Origin of the sequence: Wolbachia endosymbiont (group A) of Trypoxylon clavicerum, assembly GCF_947251665.1 — a bacterium.
Taxonomy (GTDB): Bacteria; Pseudomonadota; Alphaproteobacteria; order Rickettsiales; family Anaplasmataceae; genus Wolbachia; species Wolbachia pipientis.
This window is the reverse complement of record NZ_OX366374.1, coordinates 869,180-887,543: the sequence shown is the minus strand read 5'-3', so window position 1 is coordinate 887,543 and position 18,364 is coordinate 869,180. Positions and strand designations below refer to the sequence as shown.

The following is an 18,364-nucleotide window of genomic DNA, read 5'->3' as shown; positions in this document are numbered from 1 at the left end:
ACAAAATAAGACAATATTTTACATAAGATTGAAATTTTTAACTAATTAAGCCTTCCTCTAACAGCTTTGCCCTGTAGTTTTTGATATGGTTAGGATCACTTGAAAATGTATAATTTTTGTAGTTAGCTCTGCTGTGCATATAAAGCTTACTATTGACTTTTATCACATTATCTCACATAATATGCATGTGAGAAGAATATGAACTGGAAGAATTTTCGTCTTAGTACACGTCTCAACCTAGGCTCTGTGGACAAAATTTTAGAGAAGCCATACAAGAGCTCCAACAAAATTGAGAAAACCAATAAAAACCTCAGCAGTTTTATCAAATCTGGAAAAAATGCGCCTAAAATTTTTAATTTTACCAAAAAAACACTCAATCAAATGACGTTCTTTGTAGATATGCTCATCGTAATACCTTTGCACTTTTCGATTCCGTTTTGGCGGAATAACTACTGTACATCCCTTGTCTTCAAGACTTGTAACAAAGGCATTGCTATCGTAGCCCTTGTCAGCTACTACAGTAGAGTTATAGATACTTTCGGTCAACACTTGTGCCTGCGTAATTTCATTTCTTTGACCAGGAGTCAGAGTAAATTTAAGTGGATTTTCAAGTGCATCGACAAGCGCATGTATTTTAGTTGTAAAGCCACCTTTGCTCCTCCCTAAAGCTTCTTGATCCTTGGAGTTTTTTGTATATCCAGATGAACATGGATGGGCTCGGATGATCGTACCGTCGATTATAGCAACTTCTAAATCAGGCTCTTGTTTAGTATATTCAAGCAATTTTTTCCAGACATCTCTTTCACACCATCTTTTAAATCGCTTATGTATACTCCTGTAATTACCATAAGTTTTTGGTAAAAGTCTCCATTGGCAACCACTTCGCACTATGTACCACACTGCCTCTATGAATATTCTTAAACGTTTTTCATCTTTGCTGTGCATTCCTTTTACGCTTTTTATGAACTCTAAAATTTGTTTCCAATTTTCCTCTTTGATGTAATATTGCATATGGTAGTTTCTCCATTTTTTACCTATTAGGCTAAACTACCATCTTTTTCTCTCTTTTCATATTTTTTGTCCACAGAGCCTAGAGAGAAATTTTATACACAATCTCTGACATTTTTCCTTAAGTTGACGCCATTGTCTGTTCAGCTAAGCGGTGTGAGAGACAATATAGCTAAACTGACTTAGATTTACCGACAATTTGAAAAACCGTCATCCCGCTACGTGTTAGCGCCGCGGCGGTATGACGTAGGGAGATCTCTACTGCTATTCCACGTCAAGAACAACCATAAGTTCATTAGGGTTCACATAACCTAAAGCATTTTTTGCTTGCTCATCAAGCAGATCTAAATCTAAGCTTTTTTCATATAAGCCAAATACTTTGTTGTCCAACTTTTCCTTTTCAGAAGAGACATCCTTTAGCAAAAGTTTATTGTACTCAATTTCTTTTTTTAAATCGATTAACGTCAATAAGCCACGTTTACCTGTAATTGTGCTAATGCTGAAATATAATGTAAGGGAAGAAATGAGTAAGGCTGCGCTTAAACACAGTAACTTTTGCTTCTTTTTAGATATAAGCACCGTACTTTCACATATAAAAAATATATAACATGAAAAGGTGAACAAAAAGCTAAGAACCTTGACGCGCTTTACACCTTGGCTTTACCTTATTTATAATGTAAATCTTACCACCCCTTTTCACAACTTTACAATTTTTATCTCTGTTACGATGAGATTTTAGCGACCCTTTGACTTTCATATCTATAGTAAGAATTAAATTACTTTACATTATAATCACTTATCAAGAGTTAGTCAATTGATAACATTTTATTAAAATACTGTATAATTGTTGCTGATACTTCTTCGATTGACTTTTGCGTGACATCAATAATTGGCCAGTTATTCTGCTTAAATAGTTCCTCTGCTTCTTTAATTTCCTTTTCTACTTTCTCAGGGTTAGCATATATATTGTTATCTTCGTTGTTAATTGAAGTAAGTCTATTTTTGCGTATTTCTATTAGCCTACTTACGTCTATTGTTACCCCTATCGTTAGTTTATTTTTTAATTTTGCCAAGTCAACATAAAAGGGTACTCCACTAACAAAAGGAATATTTGCAACTTTATAGCCTCGGTAAGCTAAATACGTACTGGTGGGAGATTTTGATGTACGTGAAACTCCAACCAAAATTATATCTGCTTTATCAATATCTTGAATATTTTGTCCATCATCATGATTAATAGTGTAGTTTATTGCCTCAATGCGCTGAAAATATTCGTTATTTATCTCAGTATGCAAGTCAAGCTTTTCGTCTTTTTCAATTTCAAGATAGGACGAAATTTCTCTAATAATATGTGATAATATTGCTCTATAGGGAATTTTCAACTTTATACAGTTATCTTTTAAATATTTTCTTAGCTCATCATCAGTAATAGTGCATATAACAAAATTATGCTCATCACTTTTCCTATTAATTTCCTCCAGAATTTTGTCAATCTGCTCCTCTTTTTTCACAAAAGACCAAACATATTCGATCGTTTCTATAGAACGAAAGTGTTTCAGAGCTGATTTTGCAACTGATATAACAGTTTCACCACTTGAATCTGATACTAAGTGTAGATTAAGCTTTTTAATGGTCATGTTTTATATAGTGTTATACTAAAAATAATGGCTAGGCTCTGTGGACAAAATTTTAGAGAAGCCATACAAGAGCTCCAACAAAATTGAGAAAACCAATAAAAACCTCAGCAGTTTTATCAAATCTGGAAAAAATGCGCCTAAAATTTTTAATTTTACCAAAAAAACACTCAATCAAATGACGTTCTTTGTAGATATGCTCATCGTAATACCTTTGCACTTTTCGATTCCGTTTTGGCGGAATAACTACTGTACATCCCTTGTCTTCAAGACTTGTAACAAAGGCATTGCTATCGTAGCCCTTGTCAGCTACTACAGTAGAGTTATAGATACTTTCGGTCAACACTTGTGCCTGCGTAATTTCATTTCTTTGACCAGGAGTCAGAGTAAATTTAAGTGGATTTCCAAGTGCATCGACAAGCGCATGTATTTTAGTTGTAAAGCCACCTTTGCTCCTCCCTAAAGCTTCTTGATCCTTGGAGTTTTTTGTATATCCAGATGAACATGGATGGGCTCGGATGATCGTACCGTCGATTATAGCAACTTCTAAATCAGGCTCTTGTTTAGTATATTCAAGCAATTTTTTCCAGACATCTCTTTCACACCATCTTTTAAATCGCTTATGTATACTCCTGTAATTACCATAAGTTTTTGGTAAAAGTCTCCATTGGCAACCACTTCGCACTATGTACCACACTGCCTCTATGAATATTCTTAAACGTTTTTCATCTTTGCTGTGCATTCCTTTTACGCTTTTTATGAACTCTAAAATTTGTTTCCAATTTTCCTCTTTGATGTAATATTGCATATGGTAGTTTCTCCATTTTTTACCTATTAGGCTAAACTACCATCTTTTTCTCTCTTTTCATATTTTTTGTCCACAGAGCCTAGCAATCTGCTACTGAAATTATGCTAATTTGTTGACCTACGTAAATATAGAAAAACTATCCTGTTGATAAAACTCAAACTAATTGGTAAATTCTTAACACAATTATTCTCAAAACGAATGTTTTTATTAAAGCCTACAAATTTCTCTTATTTTTCTAAGAAAGCTCTACCTTGGCTTGGGGTTATTTGTTTCGCATGTTTTTTAATTGGAATGTCTTTGGCGTTATTCTTCTCTCCAGAAGATTATAAACAAGGAGAAATTGTACGAATCATGTACATTCATGTGCCTTCTGCATGGCTTGCTCTTGGAATATATGGATTAATTGCATCACTCAGTTTCATTTCATTGGTATGGAACAATAGCATTGCTAGTGTCTTGGCACATGCTGCTGCTCCTGCAGGGACAGTCTTTTCGGCAATATGTTTAATCACAGGCAGCATCTGGGGAAAAGGAACCTGGGGCACTTGGTGGGTATGGGATGCAAGACTTACTTCAATGCTGATTTTACTTTTCCTATATGTTGGCTACCTTTCATTGTGGAGCGCTTTTGATAATGAAGCGAGGGCAGAAAAATCAGCAGCAGTATTTGCCATCTTTAGTGCTATAAATATTCCTATAGTAAAATTTTCCGTGAATTTATGGTCCACTCTCCATCAGCCAGCAAGCATTTTGAGAAAAGGTGGAATAGCAATAGAAAGTTCCCTGCTGTTGCCACTGGTTGCAATGTTTATGTTTTGTGCCACATTTTTTTTAGTAGTGTGGATACTGTATTCACTTTACTTAATTAATTTATATAAGATAAAGAGAGAAATCAGTATGCGGTATTAGGCCGAGAGATGAAAATAGAACACACCACATCACCAAGTAGTAAAGACATTGAATTCCTACTCAAAAAGATTAATGAAGAAACCGTTGATAAAGGACCCATTTGCTTTTTTTATTCGCGATGATACTGAACAAATTATTGCAGGTTGTAGCGGTTTTGTTATCTATGGTTCAATTTACACTGACTTGCTTTGCTGATTATAGAAGAAAAGGTATGGGAAAGCAGCTAATGGAAGAAGTTCATGATTATGGTCGTGAGATGCACTGTAAAATAGCAACCGTTGCAACCATGAATTTTCAAAAAGCGAAAGTATTTTATGAAAAGCTTGGGTATAAGTGTGATCTTGTACGTCCAGGGTATGTTAACATGTATATTTTTGAAGAAAGTGTTGTGAGATGCACTGTAAAATAGCAACCGTTGTAACCATGAACTCTAAAATATTTAAAGAGCCTAGAGCAACTCCTGACCCCAATAACCTCTCTCTGAGATTTTCGCTTAAAAGATTGATAAATTCTTCATTTGCATCTGATCCTGTGGTTGATATTGTACCATCTAAATAGTTACTTTGAGCACCGAAGCCATGCTCTATTTGTATTTTTGTCTCAGGTTTAAATCCTAATTTTGCACAGAATTTCTGAAAATATTCTTTAACAATGTCAAACAAGCTCTTGCCATTATCTTTATAATTTTTTAACTCTTTAGGAATAGTAAGTGACAATTTACCATCTCTGTATGTTACAAAGTCTTCACCATTGTGAGATTCAATTGTAAATTCCAATGAACTAGGCTCTGTGGACAAAAAATATGAAAAGAGAGAAAAAGATGGTAGTTTAGCCTAATAGGTAAAAAATGGAGAAACTACCATATGCAATATTACATCAAAGAGGAAAATTGGAAACAAATTTTAGAGTTCATAAAAAGCGTAAAAGGAATGCACAGCAAAGATGAAAAACGTTTAAGAATATTCATAGAGGCAGTGTGGTACATAGTGCGAAGTGGTTGCCAATGGAGACTTTTACCAAAAACTTATGGTAATTACAGGAGTATACATAAGCGATTTAAAAGATGGTGTGAAAGAGATGTCTGGAAAAAATTGCTTGAATATACTAAACAAGAGCCTGATTTAGAAGTTGCTATAATCGACGGTACGATCATCCGAGCCCATCCATGTTCATCTGGATATACAAAAAACTCCAAGGATCAAGAAGCTTTAGGGAGGAGCAAAGGTGGCTTTACAACTAAAATACATGCGCTTGTCGATGCACTTGGAAATCCACTTAAATTTACTCTGACTCCTGGTCAAAGAAATGAAATTACGCAGGCACAAGTGTTGACCGAAAGTATCTATAACTCTACTGTAGTAGCTGACAAGGGCTACGATAGCAATGCCTTTGTTACAAGTCTTGAAGACAAGGGATGTACAGTAGTTATTCCGCCAAAACGGAATCGAAAAGTGCAAAGGTATTACGATGAGCATATCTACAAAGAACGTCATTTGATTGAGTGTTTTTTTGGTAAAATTAAAAATTTTAGGCGCATTTTTTCCAGATTTGATAAAACTGCTGAGGTTTTTATTGGTTTTCTCAATTTTGTTGGAGCTCTTGTATGGCTTCTCTAAAATTTTGTCCACAGAGCCTAGATCCAAGTAGTCATGGCACTGGGATGACACCCTACTGGATAGAGCCTTCACAGGCTTTTTCTCGAATAGCTACTCTTAATTTCAGTAGTTAAATTAATATACTAATGAAAAAAATACATTATAATTAAGTATATTTAATCCAGTAAATCATTAAGTGAAAACAGCTCTTTCGCAAAATATCATCTCTCTTATTATGATATTGTCTGTAGCAATTGTCGATATGGCAACTGACCTATACTCAGTTGCACTACCAAGCATTGCCAATTATTTTAAAGTAGAAGGCAGTGTAGTGCAGCTTACAATTAGCTTAAATCTAGTTGGATTTGCGGTATCTGGCTTAATTTATGGTCCATTATCGGACCATTATGGTAGGCGTCCAATGATGCTGATTGGTATGACAATTTTTACTTTGGCAAGTGTCATGTGTTATATAGCCGACAGCATTGCGCTCTTGATACTAATTCGCTTCATACAAGGAACAGGGGCTGGTGTTGCAGGTGTTGTTGGGTATGCAGCAATAAGGGATATATACTCGGGTAGTGAATACTCGAGAGTAATTTCAAAATTAAATATGGTTGTGGCACTCTCACCTGGAATAGCTCCAGTGGTGGGCAGTTATATAATTTCACATGGTTATCATTGGAAATTTTTGTTTTTTATTATGTCACTCGCAGCAATTGCTATACTTATTTTTATCTACTTTAAGTTACAAGAAACACTCACTGTAAATAAAAATGAAACCAGTATAACTAACATAACTACTAATATCTTCAAGCAATATATATCAATATTTAGAAATTATCGTTTCCTTGGGTTTTCAGCCATTCATGGATTAACTTTCATGTGGCTTTGGGCATACATTGCTAATTACCCGTTCATATTTGAATCGATGGGCATTGAAGTACAGTATTTTGGCTACCTCATATCGATCATAGTCATATTTTACATAATTGGAACTTTAATTAATAGAAGGTATGTACCAAAAGTAGGGGTTAGCAAAATGCTAATAATAGGTTTGGTGTTACCGATAATATCCGATAGTTTATTGGTATATTTTTATTTCGCGGACAAGTTGAATATATTCATTCTTCAAGTCGCCTGGATTCCAGCCAATATCGGACTTGCATTAATAATAAGCAATAACGTAACCTCTGCTTTAGAAACGATCAAAGGTATAGGGCTTGGTAGTGCAGTCCTCTCATTCTGCAATATGATGTTTGGGGCTATTGGAATATATATAGTAGGAAAATTTTTTCGCTATGGTATTTTACCAAATTTACTATTAACAATAGCATGCTCTACAATTGCAATTCTTATGTACAGCCAGCTCAAATGTACTGAAAAACACAGGGAATAACCATTATTTGCGTGATCCAGAGCTCATGGGTTATTAATGACTTTATCATGATAATATAATTTTACAGGGGGTGAGAGCTCATAGATTATTAATGGCTTTATCATAACAATATAGTTTTACAGGAGGTGTGGGATGAGTAATTTACAAAGTATAAATAATGATTGGTTTTCTGCTGTTATAAAAGGTAATACTAATAAAGTAAAGCGTCTAATAAGTGAAGGAGCTGAGGTTAATGCAGTAGATGAATATAACAACACTCCTTTACATTATGTTGCTACGAATGGCCATGCAGAGATAGTAAAAGATCTATTGGATAATGGGGCAGATGTTAATTTAGCAGATAAGAATAAAGATACTCCTTTACATTCTGTTCTTCAAAAGGGCAACATAAGATCTGCTGCAAAAGGTGATTGAAAAAATGATGTGAGAGGGGTAGAAGAAGAATAAGCAGATCAAGTAAGGAAAAAAAATGAGCTTTAGTTACTATAATATGAAAAAACACCCAAGAAACTTTCGTAATATAACAGGTTTAAGTATAGAGGAGTTCGAAAAAGTAGTAGAAAAAGTGAGGTCTGGATGGAAAAAACTTGAAAAACAGAAAAAGTGTCATGGTAGAAGATCAAAACTACCAACTCTGGAAGATAAGTTGTTTTGCGTAATTTTGTACTATCGCACTTACATAACACATAGATTTTTAGGATGCCTATTCAATGTGCACAACGCAAATGTATGTAGGTTACTTAAGAGAATAGAGCCATTACTCGCCAAAAAAGTGACTATAACAAAAGATAGAAGTATGACGCCAGAAAAAATACTGAAGATTTTGGCTGATGTTACAGAACAGCAAATACAGAGGCCAGAAGATAGTAAAAAACGGAAGAAATCATATTCAGGAAAAAAAAGAACCAACACTATGAAAACTGAGATTATTATCGAAGAAGGAGGAAGAATTTTATCAGTGTCAAAGTCATACCGTGGTAGAATTAGTGATTTTCGCATAAGGAAACAAGAAAAATATTTACCACTTGATAGCATAAAACATGCTGATTCTGGATATCAAGGTTGGCAAAAATTGCAAAGCAATGTTATAATTCCATATAAAAAGTATCGTAAAAAGCCATTAACTCCAGAGCAGAAAGAGCATAATAGAAGGTTAGCATCATTTAGAATGAGAGTAGAAAATAAGATCCGAGAGATAAAGATATTTAAGATTATGTCGAATGTTTATCGCAATTTTCAGAAAAAATATAACTTGAGGTTCAATATTATTGCTGGTATTGTAAATCTTAAGCACGCCTTTTAGTTAACCTTGATTTTATTCACCCTCCTTTCCTTTTTTTTATCGCTTGATTCGCAGCAGGTCTATAGATATAAATGTATTGAACGCTCTACTTAGAAAAGAGGGAATTGATGTTAATTTAGCAGATAAGAATAAAGATACTCCTTTACATTCTGTTCTTCAAAAGAACAACATAAGACCTGCTGCAAAAGGTGATTGAAAAAATGATGTGAGAGGGGTAGAAGAAGAATAAGCAGATCAAGTAAGGAAAAAAAATGAGCTTTAGTTACTATAATATGAAAAAACACCCAAGAAACTTTCGTAATATAACAGGTTTAAGTATAGAGGAGTTCGAAAAAGTAGTAGAAAAAGTGAGGTCTGGATGGAAAAAACTTGAAAAACAGAAAAAGTGTCATGGTAGAAGATCAAAACTACCAACTCTGGAAGATAAGTTGTTTTGCGTAATTTTGTACTATCGCACTTACATAACACATAGATTTTTAGGATGCCTATTCAATGTGCACAACGCAAATGTATGTAGGTTACTTAAGAGAATAGAGCCATTACTCGCCAAAAAAGTGACTATAACAAAAGATAGAAGTATGACGCCAGAAAAAATACTGAAGATTTTGGCTGATGTTACAGAACAGCAAATACAGAGGCCAGAAGATAGTAAAAAACGGAAGAAATCATATTCAGGAAAAAAAAGAACCAACACTATGAAAACTGAGATTATTATCGAAGAAGGAGGAAGAATTTTATCAGTGTCAAAGTCATACCGTGGTAGAATTAGTGATTTTCGCATAAGGAAACAAGAAAAATATTTACCACTTGATAGCATAAAACATGCTGATTCTGGATATCAAGGTTGGCAAAAATTGCAAAGCAATGTTATAATTCCATATAAAAAGTATCGTAAAAAGCCATTAACTCCAGAGCAGAAAGAGCATAATAGAAGGTTAGCATCATTTAGAATGAGAGTAGAAAATAAGATCCGAGAGATAAAGATATTTAAGATTATGTCGAATGTTTATCGCAATTTTCAGAAAAAATATAACTTGAGGTTCAATATTATTGCTGGTATTGTAAATCTTAAGCACGCCTTTTAGTTAACCTTGATTTTATTCACCCTCCTTTCCTTTTTTTTATCGCTTGATTCGCAGCAGGTCTATAGATATAAATGTATTGAACGCTCTACTTAGAAAAGAGGGAATTGATGTTAATGCAGTAGATGTACATAACAACACTCCTTTGCATTTAGCTGTTAAAAAGGACAACATAGATATAAATGTATTGAACGCTCTACTGGGAGCAGAAGGAATCAATGTTAATGTAAAAGATGAATTTGGAGAATGGACTCCTTTACATTGGGCTGTTTCAAAGAACAGGATAGACAAAGTGAAAGCGCTACTGGGAGCAGAAGGAATCGATGTTAATATAGAAGGTAAACATGGAAAAAAGACTCCTCTACATTTGGCTGCTCAAGATAACAACCAAGAAATAGTAGAGGATCTAATAAGAGCAGGAGCAGATGTTAATAAAAAAGATAAAAATGGAGACACTCCTTTTGATTTAGCCACTGATGACAAAATAAAAACTCTATTGCAACCTGCAGAAAAATCTGATGATGGTCTAGGCTCTGTGGACAAAAAATATGAAAAGAGAGAAAAAGATGGTAGTTTAGCCTAATAGGTAAAAAATGGAGAAACTACCATATGCAATATTACATCAAAGAGGAAAATTGGAAACAAATTTTAGAGTTCATAAAAAGCGTAAAAGGAATGCACAGCAAAGATGAAAAACGTTTAAGAATATTCATAGAGGCAGTGTGGTACATAGTGCGAAGTGGTTGCCAATGGAGACTTTTATCAAAAACTTATGGTAATTACAGGAGTATACATAAGCGATTTAAAAGATGGTGTGAAAGAGATGTCTGGAAAAAATTGCTTGAATATACTAAACAAGAGCCTGATTTAGAAGTTGCTATAATCGACGGTACGATCATCCGAGCCCATCCATGTTCATCTGGATATACAAAAAACTCCAAGGATCAAGAAGCTTTAGGGAGGAGCAAAGGTGGCTTTACAACTAAAATACATGCGCTTGTCGATGCACTTGGAAATCCACTTAAATTTACTCTGACTCCTGGTCAAAGAAATGAAATTACGCAGGCACAAGTGTTGACCGAAAGTATCTATAACTCTACTGTAGTAGCTGACAAGGGCTATGATAGCAATGCCTTTGTTACAAGTCTTGAAGACAAGGGATGTACAGTAGTTATTCCGCCAAAACGGAATCGAAAAGTGCAAAGGTATTACGATGAGCATATCTACAAAGAACGTCATTTGATTGAGTGTTTTTTTGGTAAAATTAAAAATTTTAGGCGCATTTTTTCCAGATTTGATAAAACTGCTGAGGTTTTTATTGGTTTTCTCAATTTTGTTGGAGCTCTTGTATGGCTTCTCTAAAATTTTGTCCACAGAGCCTAAAATTTGTTTCCAATTTTCCTCTTTGATGTAATATTGCATATGGTAGTTTCTCCATTTTTTACCTATTAGGCTAAACTACCATCTTTTTCTCTCTTTTCATATTTTTTGTCCACAGAGCCTAGATCTCTTGCTACTTTTGCAACTGGTTGACCTACCTTTCTTTGTTCATTTGCCAGCTTAACAGCTTCCAATTTGAATTCTGCCGTATATTCTCTTGCCATTTCTAATCCTCCAAAATTTTATTTTACCCGAAAAAACTCCTTTCTTTCTCTCCACTTTTTCTGGGTAAGGTCACTCTATTTATAGTACAGATGAAGAGAATTGGATTTATATACCAGTGCCGAAAATAGTTGACAAAGATTGTGTATACTTATTACAATTGTTTGGGTACCAGAAGTTTTTACGGCAACAAAGTATGCACTAACTATAAGTAAGGAAGACTTTAAGCAGGCAATAAAAAAAGTGAAGGAACGTTTAAAAGAGATTAAAGGAGAGAAGAAAAAGGGAATACGGCAGAAAATGAATCTTATTACAAATAGCATAAAGGGCTTTTATTCTAGTGTTAAATCGGACCTAGATTGGCAAGCCAAACGTAGTCTTATTAGGACATTAGTAAAAGAAGTCAACATTGATCTTGATAAAGTAGATGTAGTATTTAAGATCAAAGAACTTGAAAACCCCGCCCAGAATGGACAAAATCAAAAGATGGTACATTGTCTAAGGGGTCTGGGCACTGGGATGACATCTTTTTTCTTGGTACAAATTACTCTTATGTCTCAATATTTGTACAGTTGTGTTATCGGCCGTTTGATGTTTACAACGCAGGAAGTTCATACGGTTGTAAGTCAAGCGGTAGGATGACAAGATTTTGCAAGGGTATTTTTTTTATGGGAGATTAATATGGAAATTTTTCTTGATAGCGTTGATTTAAATGAAATTAAAGAACTAAAGGAGTTCATTGACGGCATAACAACTAATCCTTCTTTAATAGCAAAGTCCGGGCGTAAAGATAAATACGAGGATTTAGTGCGTGAAATATGCTCTATTATAAAAGGGCCTGTTAGTGTTGAAGTTGTTGCAGATAGCCATGAAGAGATGATCACAGAAGGTCTGAATTTAGCAAAAATTGCTGATAATGTTGTGATCAAATTACCTCTTACACATGAAGGATTAATTTCTTGTAAAAAGTTGTGGACAGAGCATAAAATACCTGTTAACATCACATTATGTTTTTCTCCTGGACAAGCACTGCTTGCCGCTAAGGTCGGTGCTTGTTTTATTTCCCCCTTTGTTGGTCGCCTTGATGATATAAGCTATGATGGCTTATCGCTAATAGAAGATATATGTACTATATATTCTAATTACGGTTTTGATACTAAAGTTCTTGTTGCATCAGTGAGAAGCCCAGCGCATGTAATAGAAGCTGCAAGGCTTGGTGCTGATTCAATTACTGTGTCAGCAAAAGTACTTAGACAATTAATTAATCACCCACTTACTGACCAAGGACTAGCAATATTTGAAAAAGACTGGGGTGTAAAATAATAAACGGTTACAAATGAACATAAAAATTGGCGTATCCGTTCAGGCAATGGCGTCAACTTAAGAGCCTTCATTAGCAAACTCTCCTAAAGACATGATGGCGTTTGCTACCTTATTGCGGCTGCCCTGGTCGAATTTTAACTTTATAGCTAACCCAAGAAAGGTTTCCCTACATCATACCGCCGAGGCGCTAACGAGTAGCGGAATGACGAATTTGTTGTTTTTCAAATTGTAGGTAAACCTAAAGCTATAGAAAAAAAGAAGAACCAGTTTCTTAGTTTTTCATTGACATAATCCACTCCATATGCCATAATAAAATTTTATATCTTGGAGAAGGAAATGACATTAAGGTTAATACTACAAGAAGTCAACAGTAGTCCAGATCTGAGTAAGGAAAATTTAATTGATAGAATTAAAGATAAGCTGCAGCAGGAAAATCAACTTATATATGATGAGTGGAAAAAAAGCGAATTTGATATAAATTACACGTTTATAGTGCTCAAGTGCAATTTATTACTTATAGCAGCTGAAAATGGCTATGAAAAAGTAGTAAGATACTTAACAAAAAACGGAGCTAATGTTAATGTACAAGATGAATGGGAAAAAACCTCCTTACATTATTCTGCTCAGCATGGGCATGCACAAGTAGTAGAAGTTTTGCTAGAAGAAGGAGCAGACGTTAATGCACAAAATGAAGATAAAGGGACTCCTTTGCATTATGCAGCTTATAGTGGTCATATAGAAGTAGTAAAACATCTTATAAAAAAAGAGGCAGATGTTAATGTAGTGGACAGATATGGAAGAAGTCCTTTACATTATGCTGCTGAGAATGGATACACACAAGTAGTAGAAGTTTTGCTAGAAGAGGGAGCAGACGTTAATGCACAAGATAAAGACGGAAGAACTCCTTTATATTATGCTGTTTATTACACTCATGGTGAACATCCAAGACTAAATTATCAACATCCAAAAGTAGCCATTGTTGCTCCATTAGCACTCATTTATGCTACTGCATTACCTGCACTAGCAATAGTTGGAATTACTGTGGCATCTGCACTGATCGTTGGTGGAATTTCCTATGGGGTTGCATATAAGTCATCAGAGCATTCATTAAACAGTAAGCTAAGTGAGGTTAGATGCAGTAACATAGGTGGACAGACTACAGCTCCTAATTCACCACAGTAACCGCGCCGTGGCAGTGTTTGTACTTCTTTCCAGAATTACAAGGGCACTTGTCGTTTCTTGAGACTTTGGGAAGTCTGCTATTTCTAGCAGAATGTAATCTATTGCCTATCTCTTGGTTGTCTGCCAACTTAAAGTGCGCTAGGCGATGAATGGTGAGTTCCTTCCATTTTTCAAGCATCGACTCAAACATCAAGAAAGCTTCGCGTTTAAATTCATTCAGTGGATCTTTCTGCCCCATAGCACGTAAGCTTATACTTTGTCTTAGGCTCTCTAGAACTGAAAGGTGTTCCCTCCATAAATGATCAAGTGTCATTATCATCATTTGCTTCACGATCGTATTCCACAAATCTGTAGTGTGCTGACTGTTGAAATATTTTTCTTTCTCAGTAAAAAATTCTTGTATCTTATCATTTACATAATTCAAAGCTTCTTGTTTATTCAAAAACTTTGCCAAGTCTTCTTTATCAAGCGTTGTTCCATACCTTGTATGAAATTCTTTGACTATATCTTCAATATAATCCTCATAATAGCCACTTTGGATTATACCTTCTACTACGCTCTCATTTACTTCGCTATACACTTCAAACAAATCATTAATTTCGTTGCCTAAGATATTGTTTCTCTGTTTAAAAATAACTTTACGTTGGTTATTGATTACGTCATCAAACTTAAGTAGAGATTTCCGCACGTCATAGTTTCTAGCTTCAACTTTCTTTTGCGCTTTCTCGAGTGCCTTATTGATCCATGGATGATGAATAGCTTCGTTATTCTTTAACCCTACTTTTTGTAAAAAGCTTCTCATTCTATCAGAACCAAATATTCTCATTAGGTCATCTTCGAGCGATAAAAAGAACTTAGAAAGTCCAGGATCCCCCTGACGACCAGAACGGCCGCGTAATTGATCATCTATTCTCCTGCTTTCATGTCTTTCGGTTCCAACCACACATAAACCACCAGCTTTTATAGCAATTTCCTTATCTTTTTTTACTCTTTCAACTATTTCTTGGTATTTTTTTTCTCTTTCATCAGCATTTTTTATCTTCTTTAGCTCCACCTTTGCAATCATTTCAGCATTTCCACCAAGCTGAATATCAGTTCCACGTCCTGCCATGTTAGTTGCTATAGTGATACTACCTGGCACTCCAGCTTGCGCTATTATGTACGCCTCTTGTTCATGATAACGAGCATTCAATACTGAATGCTTAAGAGAATGGCTTTGCAAAAGCGCAGAAAGCTTCTCAGAGTTTTCGATGCTCACCGTGCCAACAAGGACCGGTTGAAGGCGTTTGTAGCATTCTTCTATAAACTTCAACACAGCATTAAATTTTTCCTTTTCTGTACCGTAAATTTCATCATCAATATCAACTCTTTTTACAGGTACATTGGTTGGAATTTTTACTACATTTAATCTGTATATATCACGAAACTCTTCTGCCTCTGTTGCTGCTGTTCCCGTCATTCCGGAAAGTTTATTGTACATACGAAAGTAATTCTGAAATGTGACCGATGCTAAAGTTTGGTTTTCATGCTGAATTTCAAGATTCTCCTTCGCTTCAAGTGCCTGATGAAGACCATCGGAATATCTCCTGCCCTCCATCATACGCCCAGTAAATTCATCAATAATCACTACCTTGCCATCCTTTACTATATAATCTTTATCAGCAGTAAACAGCTTATATGCACGTAATGCTTGGTCTATATAATGAGTCATTATCATGCTGTCAGTATCATAGAGCGAGGAATTTTCAGGAATGAGATTGTATGACCTTAGTAGTTCCTCCACTCGTGAAATACCATCTTCAGTCAAGAATACCGTTCTACCTTTTTCATCTACTTCATAATCGGAGTCAACTAATTTAGTTACTATTTTATTGATATGCTTATATATCTGATTGTTTTCCTCAACCGGGCCAGAAATAATAAGCGGAGTGCGAGCTTCATCAATGAGTATTGAGTCCACTTCATCAACTATTCCGTAGTGAAAGCCTCTCTGAACCATGTCTTCTTGAGAAAATTTCATATTGTCTCGCAGGTAATCAAAGGCAAGCTCGTTATTTGTGGAATACACGATATCTGCACTGTAAGCCTCTTTCCTCTCTTCGTCTGTCAAGTTATTCGTAATAAACGCAACAGAAACCCCAAGAGAATTATATAATTTGCTCATCCACTCTGTGTCTCGTTTTGCAAGGTAGTCGTTAACAGTTACGACATGTACGCCTTTCCCTTCTAAGGAATTTAGATATGCTGCTAAAGTTGCAACGAGTGTCTTTCCCTCTCCTGTTTTCATTTCTGATATCATGCCATTGTGGAGCACCATTCCACCAATCAGTTGAACATCAAAGTGCCTCATGTTAAGAAACCTTCGAGAGGCTTCACGCACAACTGTAAATGCAGGTACGAGAAGATCATTTAACGTTTTCCCATTTTTCAATTCTCGTTTGAATTCTTCAGTTTTACCAGCAAGCTCCTCATCAGATAAGCTCTGCATTTCTGTTTCTAATGCATTTATTTGCTGAACAATTTTCCTAAAGGATTTTATTATCTTCTTGTTTGTGGAACCAAATATCTTTCTTATAAAAAAGAATGACAACGTAAAAATGAAAAATATAAGAATGGCTGTCAAAATTAGCGGAGAATCTAGCATAAACTTAAGTAACGTCTTATTTAATATGAGATTATATTACTAAATGCAGCCTACAGCAATTACATATTAGATTTGGGGAGTCTTTGGAAAGTCTTTTTTAAATCAAGAATTAAGAGTTTGCCAGGCAATTCCTACCCTCGAAGGCCTTTCTATCAACACATAAAGACTCTATTGCATTATTTTAGGTGTTTGGTAATCTTTAATTCTAGATCAAACAAATTTATAGCAGCCTGTATGAGGTAACTAGTTATGCACGGTAATATCTACCAGCTAAAGGTATTGATGCTATTTTTGCATCGAGGAGTGCTCTATCAGCACTCTTTTCGCTTAGGTACAGAAATAGAAGAGGCCAGAAAGTTCGATGATTTAGTATTTGAATGTACCCAAGGTAGTAAGAAAGTATACCGTTTTTTGCAGGCTAAACACACACAAGATGAAGATAACAAGAAAATTGGAGTAGGGAACTTACTTACAAAAGATAAAAGTGGTGAGTTTGGATTAGCAAAGTATTTTGTTTCTTACCTAAAGATCAAAAATAATCAAGATTTTGCAGATGGTAACCTGAAAGATTTTATTATCTGTACTAATATCGATTTTGATCTGGATCAAAGCACAGCACGAAACACAGTGAAGAAGTTGAAGGTAAAAACTTTAGGACCAAACGAGGAAATAGAAATTTTAGTTGAAGTAATCGACACTAGTGATGTCTTTTTTAAAGATGGTGGCACTAGATATAAGTTCTCTTATATTCACAATAACATGATTTCAGTAGTGCAACCAGCATTTGAAAGTGCTGTAGAAGAAGCGATGGAAGAATTAGAAGAGGAGATAAAAAAACTCCAAAACAAGCCAGATCAGAACTCAAAAAGGAAATTGGAAAGAAATCAGACGTGGCAACGTGAATTTGGACGAATGATGAATGAAGGTAGGTTGGAAGACAATATAAAAGAATTTTTTGATAAGTTAGTATTTGCAGTAAATCAGCCTAACGAGATAAAACTAGCAGAGATCATTAAGAATGAGCTGGGCGAGCAATTTAATGATATTGACAGAAAAAATGTTTATGCTCGCTTCCAAGAAAAAATGCTAGGCTCTGTGGACAAAATTTTAGAGAAGCCATACAAGAGCTCCAACAAAATTGAGAAAACCAATAAAAACCTCAGCAGTTTTATCAAATCTGGAAAAAATGCGCCTAAAATTTTTAATTTTACCAAAAAAACACTCAATCAAATGACGTTCTTTGTAGATATGCTCATCGTAATACCTTTGCACTTTTCGATTCCGTTTTGGCGGAATAACTACTGTACATCCCTTGTCTTCAAGACTTGTAACAAAGGCATTGCTATCGTAGCCCTTGTCAGCTACTACAGTAGAGTTATAGATACTTTCGGTCAACACTTGTGCCTGCGTAATTTCATTTCTTTGACCAGGAGTCAGAGTAAATTTAAGTGGATTTCCAAGTGCATCGACAAGCGCATGTATTTTAGTTGTAAAGCCACCTTTGCTCCTCCCTAAAGCTTCTTGATCCTTGGAGTTTTTTGTATATCCAGATGAACATGGATGGGCTCGGATGATCGTACCGTCGATTATAGCAACTTCTAAATCAGGCTCTTGTTTAGTATATTCAAGCAATTTTTTCCAGACATCTCTTTCACACCATCTTTTAAATCGCTTATGTATACTCCTGTAATTACCATAAGTTTTTGGTAAAAGTCTCCATTGGCAACCACTTCGCACTATGTACCACACTGCCTCTATGAATATTCTTAAACGTTTTTCATCTTTGCTGTGCATTCCTTTTACGCTTTTTATGAACTCTAAAATTTGTTTCCAATTTTCCTCTTTGATGTAATATTGCATATGGTAGTTTCTCCA

At 35.1% G+C, this 18,364-nt stretch carries 21 protein-coding genes and 1 pseudogene; 13 read left to right on the top strand and 9 right to left on the bottom strand.

The window, feature by feature from the left end; all coding sequences use genetic code 11:
• Window positions 1-258: 258 nt before the first annotated feature.
• The 5 genes from OPR60_RS04590 to OPR60_RS04570 all read right to left on the bottom strand — a co-directional run bounded on the left by OPR60_RS04590 (window position 259) and on the right by OPR60_RS04570 (window position 3,450).
• Entirely contained in the window at window positions 259-1,011 is a 753-nt protein-coding gene (locus OPR60_RS04590) for an IS5 family transposase (RefSeq protein ID WP_265040107.1), read from the bottom strand.
• Window positions 1,012-1,272: 261 nt separating this feature from the next.
• Window positions 1,273-1,587: an FtsB family cell division protein gene (locus tag OPR60_RS04585; RefSeq protein ID WP_010962526.1), complete on the bottom strand. Its 315-nt coding sequence runs from the start codon at window positions 1,585-1,587 to the stop codon at window positions 1,273-1,275.
• Between the two features lie 49 nt (window positions 1,588-1,636).
• Entirely contained in the window at window positions 1,637-1,765 is a 129-nt protein-coding gene (gene ykgO, locus OPR60_RS04580) for a type B 50S ribosomal protein L36 (RefSeq protein ID WP_006279631.1), read from the bottom strand.
• Between the two features lie 49 nt (window positions 1,766-1,814).
• A complete protein-coding gene (locus tag OPR60_RS04575) occupies window positions 1,815-2,645 on the bottom strand; it encodes a pyruvate, water dikinase regulatory protein (RefSeq protein WP_065095172.1) in 831 nt (276 codons plus the stop codon).
• A gap of 52 nt (window positions 2,646-2,697) precedes the next feature.
• On the bottom strand, window positions 2,698-3,450 hold the full coding sequence (locus tag OPR60_RS04570) for an IS5 family transposase (protein WP_265039632.1): 753 nt from the start codon (window positions 3,448-3,450) through the stop codon (window positions 2,698-2,700).
• 198 nt (window positions 3,451-3,648) lie between these two features.
• On the opposite strand from OPR60_RS04570, the gene ccmC reads away from it, so the two are divergent.
• Both ccmC and OPR60_RS06675 read left to right on the top strand, forming a co-directional pair.
• A complete protein-coding gene (ccmC, locus tag OPR60_RS04565; RefSeq protein ID WP_065095173.1) occupies window positions 3,649-4,359 on the top strand; it encodes a heme ABC transporter permease CcmC in 711 nt (236 codons plus the stop codon).
• Between the two features lie 118 nt (window positions 4,360-4,477).
• On the top strand, window positions 4,478-4,768 hold the full coding sequence (locus OPR60_RS06675) for a GNAT family N-acetyltransferase (protein WP_245611617.1): 291 nt from the start codon (window positions 4,478-4,480) through the stop codon (window positions 4,766-4,768).
• A gap of 1 nt (window position 4,769) precedes the next feature.
• Here OPR60_RS06675 and OPR60_RS04555 read toward each other — a convergent pair.
• Window positions 4,770-5,141, bottom strand: a pseudogene (locus tag OPR60_RS04555) (hypothetical protein); the annotation flags it as partial.
• Between the two features lie 81 nt (window positions 5,142-5,222).
• On the opposite strand from OPR60_RS04555, the gene OPR60_RS04550 reads away from it, so the two are divergent.
• From OPR60_RS04550 to OPR60_RS04515, 8 genes are all read left to right on the top strand, one after another.
• On the top strand, window positions 5,223-5,975 hold the full coding sequence (locus OPR60_RS04550; protein ID WP_265039632.1) for an IS5 family transposase: 753 nt from the start codon (window positions 5,223-5,225) through the stop codon (window positions 5,973-5,975).
• On the top strand, window positions 5,963-6,088 hold the full coding sequence (locus tag OPR60_RS04545) for a hypothetical protein (protein WP_265040106.1): 126 nt from the start codon (window positions 5,963-5,965) through the stop codon (window positions 6,086-6,088). Before OPR60_RS04550 ends, OPR60_RS04545 begins: the two co-directional genes overlap by 13 nt.
• Before the next feature lie 62 nt (window positions 6,089-6,150).
• Window positions 6,151-7,353 carry a multidrug effflux MFS transporter gene (locus OPR60_RS04540; protein ID WP_458694343.1) on the top strand — a complete coding sequence of 401 codons (1,203 nt, stop codon included), beginning with the start codon at window positions 6,151-6,153 and terminating at the stop codon, window positions 7,351-7,353.
• A 132-nt stretch (window positions 7,354-7,485) separates the two neighbouring features.
• Complete coding sequence (locus OPR60_RS04535) at window positions 7,486-7,767, top strand: ankyrin repeat domain-containing protein (protein WP_265040105.1); 282 nt, start codon at window positions 7,486-7,488, stop codon at window positions 7,765-7,767.
• Between the two features lie 76 nt (window positions 7,768-7,843).
• The gene (locus OPR60_RS04530; RefSeq protein ID WP_265040287.1) at window positions 7,844-8,656 is read left to right on the top strand and encodes a transposase; all 813 of its coding nucleotides are present in this window, start codon (window positions 7,844-7,846) and stop codon (window positions 8,654-8,656) included.
• 272 nt (window positions 8,657-8,928) lie between these two features.
• Window positions 8,929-9,741: a transposase gene (locus OPR60_RS04525; protein WP_265040287.1), complete on the top strand. Its 813-nt coding sequence runs from the start codon at window positions 8,929-8,931 to the stop codon at window positions 9,739-9,741.
• 76 nt (window positions 9,742-9,817) lie between these two features.
• On the top strand, window positions 9,818-10,321 hold the full coding sequence (locus OPR60_RS04520; RefSeq protein WP_265040104.1) for an ankyrin repeat domain-containing protein: 504 nt from the start codon (window positions 9,818-9,820) through the stop codon (window positions 10,319-10,321).
• 26 nt (window positions 10,322-10,347) lie between these two features.
• Window positions 10,348-11,100 (top strand): IS5 family transposase, encoded by a 753-nt coding sequence (locus tag OPR60_RS04515; protein WP_265039650.1) that lies wholly within the window; start codon window positions 10,348-10,350, stop codon window positions 11,098-11,100.
• Between the two features lie 86 nt (window positions 11,101-11,186).
• Here OPR60_RS04515 and OPR60_RS04510 read toward each other — a convergent pair whose 3' ends face one another.
• Complete coding sequence (locus OPR60_RS04510; protein ID WP_265039636.1) at window positions 11,187-11,342, bottom strand: hypothetical protein; 156 nt, start codon at window positions 11,340-11,342, stop codon at window positions 11,187-11,189.
• Between the two features lie 241 nt (window positions 11,343-11,583).
• On the opposite strand from OPR60_RS04510, the gene OPR60_RS04505 reads away from it, so the two are divergent.
• The 3 genes from OPR60_RS04505 to OPR60_RS04495 all read left to right on the top strand — a co-directional run bounded on the left by OPR60_RS04505 (window position 11,584) and on the right by OPR60_RS04495 (window position 13,845).
• Window positions 11,584-11,982, top strand: a complete 399-nt coding sequence (locus OPR60_RS04505) for a hypothetical protein (protein ID WP_265040103.1) — start codon at window positions 11,584-11,586, stop codon at window positions 11,980-11,982.
• A gap of 39 nt (window positions 11,983-12,021) precedes the next feature.
• The gene (gene fsa, locus OPR60_RS04500; RefSeq protein WP_065095095.1) at window positions 12,022-12,663 is read left to right on the top strand and encodes a fructose-6-phosphate aldolase; all 642 of its coding nucleotides are present in this window, start codon (window positions 12,022-12,024) and stop codon (window positions 12,661-12,663) included.
• Between the two features lie 336 nt (window positions 12,664-12,999).
• The gene (locus OPR60_RS04495) at window positions 13,000-13,845 is read left to right on the top strand and encodes an ankyrin repeat domain-containing protein (RefSeq protein ID WP_265040102.1); all 846 of its coding nucleotides are present in this window, start codon (window positions 13,000-13,002) and stop codon (window positions 13,843-13,845) included.
• Here the strand turns inward: OPR60_RS04495 and secA are convergent.
• Together secA and OPR60_RS04485 are read right to left on the bottom strand one after the other, a co-directional pair.
• Window positions 13,829-16,489 carry a preprotein translocase subunit SecA gene (gene secA, locus OPR60_RS04490; RefSeq protein ID WP_265040101.1) on the bottom strand — a complete coding sequence of 887 codons (2,661 nt, stop codon included), beginning with the start codon at window positions 16,487-16,489 and terminating at the stop codon, window positions 13,829-13,831. The genes OPR60_RS04495 and secA overlap by 17 nt on opposite strands.
• A 1,107-nt stretch (window positions 16,490-17,596) precedes the next feature.
• Window positions 17,597-18,349 carry an IS5 family transposase gene (locus tag OPR60_RS04485; protein ID WP_265039632.1) on the bottom strand — a complete coding sequence of 251 codons (753 nt, stop codon included), beginning with the start codon at window positions 18,347-18,349 and terminating at the stop codon, window positions 17,597-17,599.
• Window positions 18,350-18,364 lie beyond the last annotated feature (15 nt).